Below are 14927 nucleotides of genomic sequence, written 5' to 3' on the forward strand. Positions count from 1 at the left end.
TCCCGGTAGCATCCGCTGCCGGTGGAGGGGGATTTAGACAAGCTTGCCGGGGGGTGCAAGAGGTAAAATGCACCGCCGTGCCCATTGGCGCGGCCGGAGCCTCCGGCGGGGATATTTGGAGACAGAAGATGCCTGCCGCCGGGGGGCGGCCCTTGACGCGGGCGGTGTGCTGCTGGCCAATGGCTGCGGACCACAGGGGCGGCAATACATGGCGCGAAGCGACGAGTTGAACGATTTCGTGCGCTCGGGACTGGCCTCCGGGCGCAGCGGCGACGAGCTGGCGGCGGCGCTGACGCAAGCGGGGTGGAGCGGGCGCGAGATCGCCGCCGCGCTGGCCGCCTGGCTGCCCGCGGCGCCCGGCCTGCCGCCGGTGCCGCGGCCCCGCGCCTATGTCTCGGCGCGCGAGGGGCTGATCTATGGGCTGCTGTTTCTGCTGCTGGGGCTGATCTGCTGGCATGTCACCATGCTGGGCTTCGAGGTGATCGAGGCGCTGCTGCCGGACCCGGACCAGCGCTATTACTATCCCTCCACCTCGTCCATGCGGTGGAGCATGGCGACGCTGATTCCCACCGTGCCGCTGTTCCTGCTGCTCAACCGCAGGGTGATGCGGGACACTGCGCAGGACAGCGGCCGCCGCCGCTCGCTGGTGCGCAAGTGGTTCGCGGCGATGACGCTGCTGCTAGCGTCGCTGGCGCTGCTGGGCGATCTGGTGGCGGTGATCTATTCGCTGCTGAACGGCGATCTGACGCCGCGCTTTGCCGCCAAGGCGGCGCTGATCGCCGCCGTGGGCGCGCTGGTGTTCGCCTATTACCGGGGAGAGCTGGATGACTGAGCCGGGCGGGCGCAGACAGGGGCAGGGCTGGGCCAGCTGGGCCATCGCCGCGCTGGCGGCGGGGGCGGTGGTCGCCGGGCTGGCGATCGCGGGAGGGCCGGTGCAGGCGCGCAAGGAACGCCGCGACGACGCGCGCGCCGCCGATCTGTCGCGCCTGTCCAGCCATATCTCGTGCCTGGTCGGCGATTCGGGCCCGCGCGAGCTGCCCGCCGATCTCTCCCCGACCGAGGGCTGCCCCGGCCCGGTGCCGCTGACCGACAGCCGCAGCGGCGAGCCCTATCGGATCGAGCCGCTCGCGGACGGGAAATACCGGCTCTGCGCCGCATTCGAGCTGCCCCCGGCCGATCCTCCCTATCGCTGGGGCGGTGAGCGGCGCGACGGCGACTGCCTGATCTACACGCTGCCCGCGCGGCCGCAGCCCGCGCCGCCGGACGGCGCCCCTGCCTGAGCGCGACCCGCACCCCCCATGGGCTTCGGGCGGTCCTAAATATCCTCAGGGGGTGAATGCCGCGCGCCCGCGCGCGGCAGAGGGGGCGCGAGCGCCCCCTTGCTTCATTCCAGCTCGACCAGCAGGTCCTTGGCGTCGATCTGCGCGCCGGGCGCCACATGGATCGCCTTGATCCGGCCGGCGCGGTCGGTGTGGATGGCGGTTTCCATCTTCATCGCCTCGATGGTCAGCAGCAGGTCGCCGGGCTGCACGCTGGCCCCGGGCTGGACCACCACGCTGGCCACCACCCCCGGCATCGGCGCGCCGACATGGGCGGGGTTGCCGGATTCCGCACGAGGGCGGGCGGCGGCTGTGGCACTTGCGCCGCGGTCGGGGACGCGGACGGTGCGCGGCTGCCCGTTCAGCTCGAAGAACACCTTGACGTGGCCGGCGTCGTCGCGGTCGCCGAGCGTCAGCAGCTGGATTTCAAGGGTCTTGCCGGGGTCGATCTCGACGCTGATCTGCTCGCCCGGCTCCATCCCGTAGAAGAAGGCCGGGGTGGGCAGGGTGCGGACCGGGCCGTAGATGCGGTGACGCTCGGCATAGTCGGTGAACACCTTGGGATACATCAACCAGCCGTTCAGGTCCTCGTCGTCGACCGGGCGTTCCAGCGCCGCTTCCAGCTCGGCGCGGGCGGCGGCCAGATCGACCGGCGGCATCAGTGCGCCGGGGCGGGTGGTGATCGGGGCTTCGCCCTTCAGCACCTTGCGTTGCAGCGCCGGCGGCCAGCCCCCGGGCGGCTGGCCCAGATTGCCGCGCATCATGTCGACCACCGAATCGGGGAAGGCGACCTCGACCGCGGGGTCCTCGACCTGCGCCCTCGTCAGCCCCTGCGCCACCATCATCAGCGCCATGTCGCCCACCACCTTGGAGCTGGGGGTGACCTTGACGATATCGCCGAACATCGCGTTCACGTCGGCATAGGCCTGCGCGATCTCGTGCCAGCGTTCCTCGAGCCCGAGGCTGCGCGCCTGCGCTTTGAGATTGGTGAACTGGCCGCCCGGCATCTCGTGCAGATACACCTCGGAGGCCGGGGCGCGGCTGCCGGCCTCGAAGGCGCAGTAGAGATCGCGCACCCGCTCCCAGTAGTTGGAAATCTCGCGGATTGCGGCCAGATCCAGCCCGGTGTCGCGGTCGGTGCCGGAAAGCGCCGCCACGATCGAGCCCAGGCAGGGCTGCGAGGTCCCGCCCGAGAACGCGTCCATCGCCGCATCCACCACCGCCACCCCGGTTTCCGCCGCCGCCAGCACGGTGGCGCTGGCGATGCCGCTGGTGTCGTGGGTGTGGAAATGGATCGGCAGCCCCACCTCATCGCGCAGGGCGGCGAACAGCACGCGGGCGGCCTCGGGCTTCAGCAGCCCGGCCATGTCCTTGACGCCCAGCACATGGGCGCCGGCGGCGCGCAGTTCCTGCGCCATGGCAACGTAGTATTTCAGGTCATACTTGGCGCGGGCGGGGTCCAGCAGATCGCCGGTATAGCAGATCGCGGCCTCGCACAGCTTGCCCGAATCGATCACCGCATCCATGGCGACGCGCATGTTCTCGACCCAGTTGAGGCTGTCGAACACCCGGAACACATCGACCCCGGTCTCGGCCGCCTGGCGCACGAATTCCTGCACTACATTGTCGGGATAGTTGGTGTAGCCGACCCCGTTCGAGGCCCGCAGCAGCATCTGCGTCATCACGTTGGGCATCGCTGCGCGGATGTCGCGCAGCCGCTGCCACGGACATTCCTGCAGGAAGCGATAGGCCACGTCGAAGGTCGCGCCGCCCCAGCATTCGACCGAGAACAGCCCGGGCAGATTCGCCGCGTAAGAGGGCGCGACCCGGATCATGTCGATGGACCGCATCCGTGTCGCCAGCAGCGACTGGTGCCCGTCGCGCATGGTGGTGTCGGTGATCAGCAGCTGGCGCTGCTGCTCCATCCACGCCACCACCCCTTGGGGGCCCTCGCGTTCCAGAATCTGGCGCGTGCCCTCGGGCGGCTGGCCCGTGGCGCTGGTCCGCGGTGCGGGGGGCACCGGTGCGCGGGCGCGGGCGGGGCGGGGGCGGCCGGCGGTTTCCGGGTGCCCGTTCACGCTGATGTCGGCCAGATAGTTCAGGATGCGGGTGCCGCGGTCCTGGCGGGGGGCGAACTCGAACAGCTCGGGCGTGGTGTCGATGAACTTGGTGGTGGCCTGGTCAGACAGGAAAACCGGGTGTTTCAGCAGGTTGATGACAAAGTCGATGTTGGTCGAGACGCCCCGCACCCGGAACTCGCGCAGCGCCCGGTCCATGCGGCGGATCGCGGCCTCGGGGGTCTGCGCCCAGGCGGTGACTTTGACCAGCAGCGAATCGTAATAGCGGGTGATGACCGCGCCGGCATAGGCGGTGCCGCCGTCCAGGCGGATGCCGTTGCCGGTGGCGCTGCGATAGGCGGTGATGCGCCCGTAGTCGGGGATGAAGTTGTTCTGCGGGTCCTCGGTGGTCACCCGGCACTGGATCGCGTGGCCCGAGAGCGTGATCGCCGCCTGCGAGGCCATCCCGGTCGCCTGCGCCAGCGTCGCGCCCTCGGCGATGCGGATCTGGGCCTGCACGATGTCGATGCCGGTGACCTCTTCGGTCACGGTATGCTCGACCTGGATGCGCGGGTTCACCTCGATGAAATAGAAGGCGCCCGAGTCGATGTCCTGCAGGAACTCGACCGTGCCGGCGTTGCGATAGCCGACGGCGGTGCCGATCTTCAGCGCCAGCCCGCAGACCTCGGCGCGCTGTTCGTCGCTGAGATAGGGGGCGGGGGCGCGCTCGACCACCTTCTGGTTGCGGCGCTGCACGGTGCAGTCGCGTTCATACAGGTGGTAAAGCCCGCCGTGGCCGTCGCCCAGCAGCTGCACCTCGACGTGGCGGGCGCGCTGGATCATCTTTTCCAGATAGCCCTCGCCGTTGCCGAAGGCGGCCTCGGCCTCGCGCCGGCCTTCGCGGATCTTTTCCACCAGCTCGTCGGCCGAGGCGATGGGCCGCATCCCCCGGCCGCCGCCGCCCCAGCTGGCCTTGAGCATCAGCGGATAGCCGATCTGCGCGGCATCGCGCCGGATCGCGTCGAAATCCTCGCCCAGCACCCCGGTCGCGGGGATCACGGGCACCCCGGCCTCGATCGCGACCTGGCGGGCGCTGGCCTTGTCGCCAAGCGCGCGCATGGTCTCGGCCGTGGGGCCGATGAAGGCGATCCCGGCCGCCACGCAGGCATCCACGAAATCGGGGTTTTCCGACAGCAGCCCATAGCCCGGATGGATCGCGTCGGCGCCCGATTCGCGGGCCACGCGGATGATTTCGGGGATCGACAGATAGGCGGCGACCGGCCCCAGCCCCTCGCCGATGCGATAGGCCTCATCCGCCTTGAAGCGGTGCAGGCTCAGCTTGTCCTCCTCGGCGTAGATCGCGACCGTGCGCTTGCCCAGCTCGTTCGCCGCCCGCAAAACCCGGATCGCAATCTCTCCGCGGTTCGCGACAAGGATTTTCTGGAACATCGACCGTTGCCTCCATCAGCCGTATCGCGCGCAACCTTTCAGCAGGGCTGCGCGGCTGCAAGCGGTTATCGACCGCCCTCACGCCTTGCGCCGAAGAAGCTGCGCAGCAGCGCGGCCGAATCCTCGGCGCGGATGCCTTCGTAGACCTCGGGGCGGTGGTGGCATTGCGGATGGTCGAACACCCGCGCCCCATGCGCAACGCCGCCCATGCGCGGGTCGGGCGCCCCGTAATACAGCACCGCGATGCGCGCGGCCGAGATCGCGGCGGCGCACATCGGGCAGGGTTCCAGCGTGACCCACAGCCGATAACCGGGCAGCCGTTCCGAGCCCGCAGCGGCGCAGGCGGCGCGGATCGCCAGGATTTCCGCGTGCGCAGTCGGGTCGGACAATTCCCTTGTGCGGTTGCCGGCGCGGGCGACGACGCGGCCCGCCGCGTCGGTCAGCACCGCGCCCACCGGCACCTCGCCGCGGGCGGCGGCGGCGCTGGCTTCGGAAAGTGCTGCGTCCATCTGGCTGTGAAACATGCCCACCGATGCCCCGGCCGCAGCGTTCTTGCAAGGACGGCTTTCCGCGGCGCGCGTCTGCGGATACTCTGGGCCACTTGACCACCGCAGCGATGCGCAGGAGATCGCCATGACCGACCAGCCCACCCCCGACAACGACGACCAGATTCCCGAGCCGCCCCCGGCGCCCGAGCCGACCGACGACAGTGCGCCCGAGCCGACCGAAGCGACCGACGGCAATGCCGACAGCGCGCCCGAGCCGGAGACCCCCGCGGGCGAACGCATCGCCAAGGTGATGGCCCGCGCCGGCGTTGCCAGCCGCCGCGAGGCCGAGCGCATGATCCTCGAGGGCCGCGTCATCGTGAACGGCCGCAAGATTGCCAGCCCGGCGCTGGACATCCTGCCCACGGACCAGGTGCGTATCGACGGCAAGCCGATGGAGGCGCCGCAGGAAACCCGGCTGTGGCTCTATTACAAGCCGGTCGGGCTGGTGACCTCGGAATCCGACGAAAAGGGCCGGCAGACCGTGTTCGACGCCCTGCCGCGCGACCTGCCGCGGGTGATGAGCGTGGGGCGGCTGGACCTCAACTCCGAGGGGCTGTTGCTGCTGACCAACGATGGCGAGTTGAAGCGGCGGCTGGAGCTGCCCGCCACCGCCTGGCTGCGCCGCTATCGGGTGCGCGTCAACGGCAACCCGACCGAGCTGACCTTTGACCCGCTGCGCCGCGGCGCCACCATCGACGGCGAGGATTTCGCCCCGATGGAGATCAAGCTGGACAGCCAGCAGGGCGCCAACGCCTGGCTGACCGTCGGCATCCGCGAGGGCCGCAACCGCGAGATTCGCCGCGCCATGGCCCATGTCGGGCTGCAGGTGAACCGGCTGATCCGCATCGGCTACGGCCCGTTCAAGCTGGCCGGGCTCGAGGTGAACGAGGTGCGCGAGGTCAAGCGCCGAATCCTGCGCGACCAGCTGGGCGGGCTTTACACCGGCGAGACCGAGGGCGAGGACAACACTCCGCGCCGCCCCCGCGCCTCGGGCGCGGCGCGCGACATGGGGCTGCGCCCCGACCGTCCGCCCCGCCGCGATGCCGGGGAAGGCGAGCGCCCCGAGCGCAAGCCGCGGATGCGCAAGGCTGCCGGTGAGCGGCCGGAGTTCCGGAGCGAGCGCCCGCAGCGTGACGGGGAGGAACGGAGGCCCTTCGCCCGCCGCGACGATGCGCCTCGCGGTGAACGGCCGCAGCGTGACGGAGAGCGCGGGCCGCGTCCGGCGCGCGAGGGCGGGTTCGACCGCAAGCCGCGTGTGGCGCGTGAAGGGGAAGAGCGGCGTCCTTATGCGCGCCGCGATGACGGTCCTCGCGGTGAACGGCCGCAGCGGGATGGGGAACGCGGGCCGCGCCCGGCGCGCGAGGGCGGGTTTGATCGCAAGCCGCGGGTTGCGCGGGATGGAGAGGAGCGGCGTCCGTATGCTCGCCGCGATGATGCCCCTCGCGGAGAGCGGCCGCAGCGTGATGAGCGTGGGCCGCGTCCGGCGCGCGAGGGCGGGTTCGACCGCAAGCCACGTGCTGCGCGTGACGGCGAAGAGCGGCGTCCTTATGCCGGCCGTGATGGCGAAGAACGGCGTCCGTCTACCCCCCGCCGTGCGGAGGGCGATCGGCCCGAGCGCGCCGCGGGCAAGGGGTTTTCCGCGCGGTCAGAGCGTGGCGACGCCCGGCCGGGCGGGAAGAGCTTCGGCGCGCGCGGGGCGCCGCGGCCCGAAGCGGGCAGGGCCGAGGGCAGTGGCCCCCGCAAGGGCGGCGGGTTCAAGCCCGGGTTCAAGTCCTCGGGTCCGGGGCGCAGCGGTCCGGCGAATACCGGCCCCCGCAGCGGCGGGCCGCGCGGCAGCGGGCCCAAGGGCGCGGGCCCGGGCCGGGGCGGACCGAAGCCAGGGCCGAAAGGCGGCGCGCGGGGTTAAGTCACCGCGCAGCCTGATTTCCTTGCGAAACTTCGGCGCGACGCCGGGCGATTCGCCCGCTGCCGCGCCGGTGATTCGGCGCTTCCGCGGCTGGCGTGGGTGCGGCCCGGCTGAACCGGGTCCGAGGATCGGCGGCAAGCGGCGCCGGGCGCGGGAAAAATGCGCAGCATCTTGCCGGAGTTTTCCGTCGGGCGATGCAAAATTGCCACGGTGCCGGCTGCTTTCCGCTGCCGCGGAACCGGGCTGCGATGCCGGTGTTGGCCAATATGCAACAGTGGCGGCGGACCCGCTGCCGCGGCCGTCCGTGCCGCTTTTCTAGGGTCCGGCTTTATGCGACTGTCGCTGCGATGCTGTCGGGCAACCGGCAGACTTCAAAAAGAAATACGGAGCATGATCATGACCAAACTTTCTGCCGTCGCCGTTGCCCTCGGCCTGACCGCCTCGTCCGCCTTCGCCGGTGGCTACGTTGCCCCCGTCGTCGACGTCGAGCCCGTCGTCGTCGACACCCGCCCGGCCTCGACCAACGCCGGCCTCGTCATCCCGGCGCTGCTGCTGCTGGGCGTCATCGCCGCGGTGGCTTCGGACTGATCCGACAAACCATTGGTTTCAATGGGAATACGAAAGGCCGGTCCTTGCGACCGGCCTTTCCTTTTGCGGTCTGCGGCTTGGCTGGGGAAGACGCCGGTCCGTGGGTTTTTGGCGCGGGATTTATGGGGCAGTTGTCACGCCGTGCCCGCCTGTCTGATCTGAAATCTGCAAATCTCGTGTGCACGTGACGGTCGAAACCCGAACGGCGAATCTTTTCCGATGTTTTTGTTGTAAGTTGTTTTACAGCTTTCCAATTTTAATGACATGTGCAAATGATCCTGGTTAATGCCGTGCAGACGGCAGGTTCCGAACGCATGAGGATCATCATGAAGAAATTCACTGCTTTCGCCGTGGCCCTCGGCCTGTCGGCGTCCACCGCGCTGGCCGGCGGCTATGTCGCCCCCGTCGTCGACGTCGAGCCCGTCGTCGTCGACACCCGCCCGGCCTCGACCAACGCCGGCCTCGTCATCCCGGCGCTGCTGCTGCTGGGCGTCATCGCCGCGGTGGCTTCGGACTGATCCGACAAACCATTGGTTTCAATGGGAATACGAAAGGCCGGTCCTTGCGACCGGCCTTTCCTTTTGCGGTCTGCGGCTTGGCTGGGGAAGACGCCGGTCCGTGGGTTTTTGGCGCGGGATTTATGGGGCAGTTGTCACGCCGTGCCCGCCTGTCTGATCTGAAATCTGCAAATCTCGTGTGCACGTGACGGTCGAAACCCGAACGGCGAATCTTTTCCGATGTTTTTGTTGTAAGTTGTTTTACAGCTTTCCAATTTTAATGACATGTGCAAATGATCCTGGTTAATGCCGTGCAGACGGCAGGTTCCGAACGCATGAGGATCATCATGAAGAAATTCACTGCTTTCGCCGTGGCCCTCGGCCTGTCGGCGTCCACCGCGCTGGCCGGCGGCTATGTCGCCCCCATCGTCGAGGTCGAACCTGTCGTCGTCGACACCAAGCCGGCCTCGACCAACGCCGGGCTGATCATTCCGGCGCTGCTGCTGCTGGGCGTGATCGCCGTCATCGCCTCGGACGACGATGACGATGAGCAGGCGCCGGTTTGATTTGCGAGACGACATGTGGACCAGTCTTCGGACTGGTCCCATTTATTTCTTTCAAGTTTTCGTGACCTGTGAGAGATTCGGAATACGCTGACGGGTGACCGACGGTGCGCAACCAGTCATAAGAGCATGATCATGACAAAATTCACTGCTTTTGCCGCTGCCCTTGGCCTGTCGGTGTCCTCGGCATTCGCCGGCGGCTATGTCGCCCCGGTTGTCGAGGTCGAGCCGGTGGTCGTCGATACCCGCCCGGCCTCGACCAACGCCGGGCTGATCATTCCCGCGCTGCTGCTGCTGGGCGTGATCGCCGTCATTGCTTCGGACGACGATGACGATCCGGCGCCGGAGGTCGACTGATCCCGGCGCTGAACCAGGACCAGCCATAGACCAGCCCTCTCCCTTCCCACCCACGAAAAAACCCGCCGACGGCGGGTTTTTTCCTTCGCAGCGCGTCAGTTGCGCAGCACCTGGATGGTCGCATAGCCCAAGCCCGGGCCGATCCATTGCCGCGACACCCCGGCCGCGGGCAGGTAGCTGTTCTGAAAGCTGATGCCGTGGCCTGCGCAATCCTCGACCATCACGCCGGCGTTCGGGCCCGGGCCGACGCGGCAGGCGAACTCCAGCGGCCGCTCCAGCCCGTCGCCGCTGTAATAGCGCATCACCCGCCGGGCCTCGCCCGAGCGCCCGGCGGCGATCAGCGCGGCCGCGCCATCGGCCTCGGCCACCGACAGGTCGTGCCCCAGCCCGCGGGTGCCGGTCAGCATGACGCCGCGCAGGATCAGCGCCTGCTCGGTCTTGGTCATATAGGTCCGCATCCCGCGGTTCTCGCCCACCATCGCCAGCACCTGGGTGGTGCCCTGGTCCTCGAGCCCGACCAGGATCAGCGGCCCGGGGTTGGCGGCCAGCGCCTCGGCGGCCATGGCCTGCGGGTCGGGGGCCGTCGCCGCAGCCGGGGCCTTGCGCGCGCTGACGGTGTCGCGCAGCACGGCGCCGCCGACGCCCAGCATCGAGGGGCCGTCGCTGTCGGCGGGCGTGCCGCCCGAGCCGCCCGAACACCCTGCCACGGCCAGCAGCGCCAGCGCCGCGGCCGCCTGTCGGATATGCCTGCTCATCGCCAGAACCTCCCCCAGCCGTCGTAAACCTTGGTCGAATGACTGTCGCGGATCGTGTGGTAAAGCCGCTCGGTGCGCACCCGCTGGCCGCTGTCGCGGGTGTTCGAGCTGATGCTGCCGCCCACGCTGCGTTTCGACGGGGTCCCCAGCGCCCAGTTCATCGGGATCTGCACCGAGACGCCCTTGTCGAACGAGCCCTCGCCGGAATCGTCGTTGCTGAGGTCGGTTTTTGTCACATAGGCGCTGACCGACCAGCCGCTGGCAAACTCGCGCCGCAGGCTCAGCGTGGCGCCGGTGTCGCCCGCCAGGTATTTCCCCACGTCGAGCTGGCCCATGAAGCCGTCGCCCAGCTCGTAATAGGCCGAGACATGGGCGGTGGTGGCCTCGTAATCCAGAAACTCGAAGGCGTCGCGATAGTCGCGCTTGCGGACCCGGTTGACCTCGGCCCCCAGCGCCAGCCGCGACTCCACCGGCTTCCACAGCACCTCGGTGGAAATGCCGCCATACATGGTTTCCAGCAGCCCAACGGTGACGCGGGTGTAGATCGCCGGGGCGGGGTGGGCGTTCCAGTTCAGCACCAGCTGCGGCACCTGCAGGCGGTCGTTGCCGGAATACATGCGGCTGTCCGAGCGCACCCGGGGGATGCCGCCGTTTTCGTCTACGATCTGATCCCAGGTCGCATTGCGATAGTCGTCGATGCTGGCCCAGTCGCCGGGCGCCTTCTGGTCGGCGTTGCCGAACAGGCGCTGGCGCAGCGTGCCCTTGACGGTCAGCCCCGGCGTCAGCTCGTAGCTGCCGTTCAGCGCGGCGCCGACCTCGTAGCGCAGCGGCTCGTCGGGGTCGAACAGGCCGACGGTGAAGGAGGGCCCCAGCGACCACTGGAAGCGGGGGGCGATGCCGGGGCTCTGCACCAGCAGATCGTTGCGCGCGGCGGGGTCGGTCAGCGTGGCGACGGCGGCGATGCGCCCGGCCTCGGTATTCTCCAGCCGTTCCACGTCCGAGCGGCGGAAGCTCAGCGAGGACACCGGCATCCCGCCCTCGACCGAGGTCACCACCAGCGTCTCCACCGACGGCGGCAGCGCCCTGGTCATCAGCCGGACGGTGCGCCCGATCGCCTCGGCCTGCTGGATGTGGCGGGTGTTGCGGATGCGGACCTCGGCCCTTGTCGCGGTCAACGCCATGGATTCGAGGGTCTGGCCCTCTTTTGCCAAGGCATCGCCCAGGGCCTTCTGGATGGCGGGCTGGGCGGTGGGGTCGGCGGACCAGCGACCCGACCAGCCCTCGGGGTCGGCGGCGGGGGCGACGCGCGGACGGACCGGCGCCGGGGCCTTTTCCAGCCCCGAGGGGTAGGGCGCCTGCCGCGGGTTCAGCGCCAGGCTGGCCTGGATGCCGAAATGCCGCCCGCCCAGCACATAGGCGCCGATGTTGTAATGCTGCCCGGCCCGATAGTTCAGCCCGAGGTTGAGGTTGTTCTTCAGCGCCTCGTCGTCGCTGCGCCAGTCCTCGACCGCGCAGCTGCTGTCGCCGGTCTCGCAGGCGTAATCGTCGCCGGAATATTCCGCCAGCAGCGTCAGCTTGTCGGTGGCCTGCCAGGCGATATTGGCAAAGGGCGCCATCTCGCCGCGGAACCAGCTGGCGTTGGTCAGCCGGCCGCGGTCCTGCGCATCCGGCACCGGCCGGTCGTCGCTGAGCGAGCCGATGCCGCCCGACCTGGCCAGCCGCCCCCAGCCCAGACCCGCCGACACCCGCAGCCGCGGGGTCAGGTTCCGGGTGGCGACGATGTATTCCGAGGAATAATAGCCGGTGCCGATCATGTCCTGCAGCCCGACCGCGACCGAGGGGCGCCAACCGTCCGGGTCCTCGGTCAGCAGTTGCAGCCGCAGGTCGAACGAGCGCTCGCGGGTATAGCCGTGCGCCATCGCGTCATTGTCGAACTTGCCATAGCGCAGCACCGCGCTGACCCGGGGCAGCACCTGGAAGCTGACGCCCACGCCGTTGCCGCCGACGCCGGAATAGCCCAGCACCGCGCCCAGCGTGCCGTCTGGCATCATCTCGGCCGAGGGGGTGTCGATGGCGCCGGGCAGGGCATAGCGGTTCAGCACGATGCCCGGATCGGCAAGCCCGGCCCCGGCCGGCACCAGCGCCGCCACCACCGGCAGCGCCGAGGCGAGCAGCCGGCGGGTCGTGGGGGTCGGGCGTCGCTTGGTCATGCGGGGCTGTCCTTTTGCGGCGGTCTTGCAGGGGGCGATGCGTCCGGGAGGGCGGTCGGTCGGCAGGGTCCCCGGGCCGCGCGTGCCGCGCCGCCCGGGTCCTTGTCAGGCAGCCGGCTTGGGCGCGGCCGGGGTGGCGGCGGCCTTGGCGGATGGCGCGCCCGAGGCGGGGGTAGCCGCGGCAGGGGCTGCCGGCGCGGCGCAGCCGTTATAGGTCTGGCCGCCGGCGCGGACCAGCGCGCTCAGCTTCTGCTTGCCGCAATCGGCGCTCTGGATGCGCAGGACAAAGGGCTGCCCGCCCAGCGTGCCGATATATTCGACGCCGCCCGACCACGGGATGCGCCGCACCTCGACCTGGCGGGCGGCCGCGCCCTCGGGCTGGAACCGCGCCGTGCTGCCGCTGACCGAGGCCGCCCAGCCCTCGCCCCCGGCCACCAGATCGGTGACGGCCAGGGTGCGGGCCTCGGCGGTGGCGACCTTGGCGGTCGGGCCGGGGATTTCCAGCGGCTGCTGGGTCGGAGAGCCGCCGGTCGGTTCCGGGATATGCGGCGGTGCGGGCTCGGCCGGGGCCTCTGCCACCGGCTCGGGCTTGTCCCAGGGCATCCGCATGTCGTCGCCGCAAGCGGCCAGCGCCAGCGGCGCGGCCAGCAGGGCCACGCGCATGAAGGGGCGCGCAAGGGGGCGCAGGTTAGGGCGCAAGGTCATCTCGATACTGTCCCACAGCCGGTTTTTCCCCCAGCCTTAGCCAGCAGCCCCGCCAGTGACAAGCATTTGCGCAGCCGCGAGCGGTCGATGGGCAGGGTTTTAGCCATCAACAGTTCGGGACATTGACCGCCAGCCCGCCCAGCGAGGTCTCCTTGTATTTCTCGCTCATGTCGCGGCCGGTCTGGCGCATGGTCTCGATCGCGGCGTCCAGCGGCACGAAATGCGCGCCGTCGCCGCGCAGCGACAGGCTGGCGGCGCTGACCGCCTTGATCGCGCCCAGCCCGTTCCTTTCGATGCAGGGCACCTGCACCAGCCCGCGCACCGGGTCGCAAGTCATGCCCAGGTGATGCTCCAGCGCGATTTCGGCGGCATTTTCCACCTGCGCGGGCGTGCCGCCCAGCACCGCCGCCAGCCCGGCGGCGGCCATGGCAGAGGCCGAACCCACCTCGGCCTGACAGCCGGCCTCGGCGCCCGAGATCGAGGCGTTGTGCTTGACCAGCCCGCCCACCGCCGCCGCGGTCAGCAGAAACATGCCCAGATCACGTTCAGAAGCGCCGGGCACATGGTCCAGCCAGTAGCGGATCACCGCCGGCACCACCCCGGCGGCGCCGTTGGTGGGGGCGGTGACCACCTGCCCGCCGGCGGCGTTTTCCTCGTTCACCGCCATGGCATAGGTGGACATCCAGTCGTTGATGACATGGGGCGCGGTCAGGTTCTGCCCGCGCTCGGCCAATAGCGCCTGGTGGATCGCATGGGCGCGGCGGCGGATGTTCAGCCCGCCCGGCAGCGTGCCCTGCACCGCCAGCCCGCGGTCCATGCAGTCGCGCATCACCTGCCAGATCCGTGACAGCCCGGCGCGGATCTCGGCCTCGCTGCGGAACACGCGCTCGTTGGCCAGCTTCATCTGCGCGATCGACAGCCCCGATTGCGCGGCCATCGCCAGCATCTCGGCAGCGGTGGCGAAGGGATAGGGGACGCTGCTCGAGGCGTCGCTGCGCCGCTCGGCCGCGGCTTCGGCCAGCTCGGCCTCGGTCAGCACGAAGCCGCCGCCGATGGAGTAATAGGTCTCGCGCAGGATCACGTCGCCCTGCGAGTCCGTGGCCATCAGGATCATGCCGTTGGCGTGGCCGGGCAGGGGGCGGTCGTAGTCGAAGACCAGATCCGCCGCCGGGTCGAAGTGCAGCGCCCCCAGCCCCTCGGGATGCAGCAGCAGGGTGTCGCGATTGGCCGCCAGCGCCGCGTCGGCGGCGGCGCGGTCCATGGTGTCGGGGGTGAACCCGGCCAGCCCCAGGATCGTGGCCCGGTCGGTGGCATGGCCCTTGCCGGTAAAGGCCAGGCTGCCGTGCAGGCTGGCGCGCAGCCCCCGCGCCTGGAACGGCGCCGCCCGCAGCAGGTCCAGGAACCGCGCCCCCGCCACCATCGGCCCCATGGTATGGGACGACGACGGCCCCACCCCGACCTTGAACAGATCGAACACCGACAGGAACATCCGGGACTCCTCCATTCCGCCTCGCCCTCGCCGGGCAGGCTAGCCGCGGGACCGGGCCTGCGCCAGCGTTTCCGCAAGCGCCGGGCGGGGGCGCCGGCGGCCGTTGGGGCCGGGGTTCCGCAGCAGCGTGGCGAAAGGGAAACACCCTTGCGACAACCGGGCGCGGGCGGTTGTCACCCCGGCTGCGCTGACCTAAACGTGAACCAGGACCGCCCGACAAACCGCACATAAAAAGAAAAGGTGTCCCGCATGGCCGGCGACAAACAGAACCTTCAGGATGCGTTTCTGAACCATGTCCGCAAGGCCAAGGTCCCGGTCACCATCTTTCTGATCAACGGCGTCAAGCTGCAGGGCGTCATCACCTGGTTCGACAATTTCTGCGTGCTCCTGCGCCGCGACGGCCAGTCGCAGCTGGTCTACAAGCACGCGATCTCGACCATCATGCCGGGGCAGCCGATCAGCCTCTACGAAGGCGAGGACTGAT

At 69.7% G+C, this 14927-nt stretch carries 14 protein-coding genes; 8 read left to right on the top strand and 6 right to left on the bottom strand.

The window, feature by feature from the left end; all coding sequences use genetic code 11:
- Positions 1-208 precede the first annotated feature (208 nt).
- Positions 209-832, top strand: a complete 624-nt coding sequence (locus BUB57_RS06525) for a DUF5671 domain-containing protein (RefSeq protein ID WP_073064717.1) — start codon at positions 209-211, stop codon at positions 830-832.
- Entirely contained in the window at positions 825-1280 is a 456-nt protein-coding gene (locus BUB57_RS06530) for a hypothetical protein (protein WP_073064075.1), read from the top strand. The genes BUB57_RS06525 and BUB57_RS06530 overlap by 8 nt, the downstream gene beginning before the upstream one ends.
- A gap of 104 nt (positions 1281-1384) precedes the next feature.
- On the opposite strand, the gene pyc is transcribed toward BUB57_RS06530, so the two are convergent.
- Both pyc and BUB57_RS06540 read right to left on the bottom strand, forming a co-directional pair.
- The gene (gene pyc / locus BUB57_RS06535; protein ID WP_073064077.1) at positions 1385-4825 is read right to left on the bottom strand and encodes a pyruvate carboxylase; all 3441 of its coding nucleotides are present in this window, start codon (positions 4823-4825) and stop codon (positions 1385-1387) included.
- Between the two features lie 65 nt (positions 4826-4890).
- A complete protein-coding gene (locus tag BUB57_RS06540) occupies positions 4891-5349 on the bottom strand; it encodes a nucleoside deaminase (RefSeq protein ID WP_073064080.1) in 459 nt (152 codons plus the stop codon).
- Positions 5350-5458: 109 nt separating this feature from the next.
- On the opposite strand from BUB57_RS06540, the gene BUB57_RS06545 reads away from it, so the two are divergent.
- The 5 genes from BUB57_RS06545 (at position 5459) to BUB57_RS06565 (ending at position 9284) form a co-directional block, all read left to right on the top strand.
- Positions 5459-7279 carry a pseudouridine synthase gene (locus tag BUB57_RS06545; RefSeq protein WP_073064082.1) on the top strand — a complete coding sequence of 607 codons (1821 nt, stop codon included), beginning with the start codon at positions 5459-5461 and terminating at the stop codon, positions 7277-7279.
- 390 nt (positions 7280-7669) lie between these two features.
- Complete coding sequence (locus BUB57_RS06550) at positions 7670-7867, top strand: hypothetical protein (RefSeq protein ID WP_073064084.1); 198 nt, start codon at positions 7670-7672, stop codon at positions 7865-7867.
- Between the two features lie 326 nt (positions 7868-8193).
- Positions 8194-8385, top strand: coding sequence for a hypothetical protein (locus BUB57_RS06555; protein WP_234952002.1), 192 nt, complete (start codon positions 8194-8196; stop codon positions 8383-8385).
- A gap of 326 nt (positions 8386-8711) precedes the next feature.
- Positions 8712-8930, top strand: coding sequence for a hypothetical protein (locus BUB57_RS06560; RefSeq protein ID WP_234952003.1), 219 nt, complete (start codon positions 8712-8714; stop codon positions 8928-8930).
- A 132-nt stretch (positions 8931-9062) separates the two neighbouring features.
- Positions 9063-9284: a hypothetical protein gene (locus tag BUB57_RS06565; protein WP_327082957.1), complete on the top strand. Its 222-nt coding sequence runs from the start codon at positions 9063-9065 to the stop codon at positions 9282-9284.
- A 95-nt stretch (positions 9285-9379) separates the two neighbouring features.
- Here the strand turns inward: BUB57_RS06565 and BUB57_RS06570 are convergent, their stop codons facing one another.
- The 4 genes from BUB57_RS06570 to BUB57_RS06585 form a co-directional block, all read right to left on the bottom strand.
- Positions 9380-10039, bottom strand: a complete 660-nt coding sequence (locus BUB57_RS06570; RefSeq protein ID WP_073064089.1) for a YjbF family lipoprotein — start codon at positions 10037-10039, stop codon at positions 9380-9382.
- Positions 10036-12249: a YjbH domain-containing protein gene (locus BUB57_RS06575; RefSeq protein WP_073064092.1), complete on the bottom strand. Its 2214-nt coding sequence runs from the start codon at positions 12247-12249 to the stop codon at positions 10036-10038. The genes BUB57_RS06570 and BUB57_RS06575 overlap by 4 nt, the downstream gene beginning before the upstream one ends.
- Positions 12250-12354: 105 nt before the next feature.
- The gene (locus BUB57_RS06580; protein ID WP_143159648.1) at positions 12355-12954 is read right to left on the bottom strand and encodes a hypothetical protein; all 600 of its coding nucleotides are present in this window, start codon (positions 12952-12954) and stop codon (positions 12355-12357) included.
- A 106-nt stretch (positions 12955-13060) separates the two neighbouring features.
- Positions 13061-14443, bottom strand: a complete 1383-nt coding sequence (locus tag BUB57_RS06585) for an L-serine ammonia-lyase (protein ID WP_073064726.1) — start codon at positions 14441-14443, stop codon at positions 13061-13063.
- Positions 14444-14692: 249 nt separating this feature from the next.
- On the opposite strand from BUB57_RS06585, the gene hfq reads away from it, so the two are divergent.
- Positions 14693-14926, top strand: coding sequence for an RNA chaperone Hfq (hfq, locus tag BUB57_RS06590; protein WP_020949330.1), 234 nt, complete (start codon positions 14693-14695; stop codon positions 14924-14926).
- Position 14927: the final 1 nt, after the last annotated feature.

It is taken from the genome of Paracoccus solventivorans (assembly GCF_900142875.1).
Taxonomy (GTDB): domain Bacteria; phylum Pseudomonadota; class Alphaproteobacteria; order Rhodobacterales; family Rhodobacteraceae; genus Paracoccus; species Paracoccus solventivorans.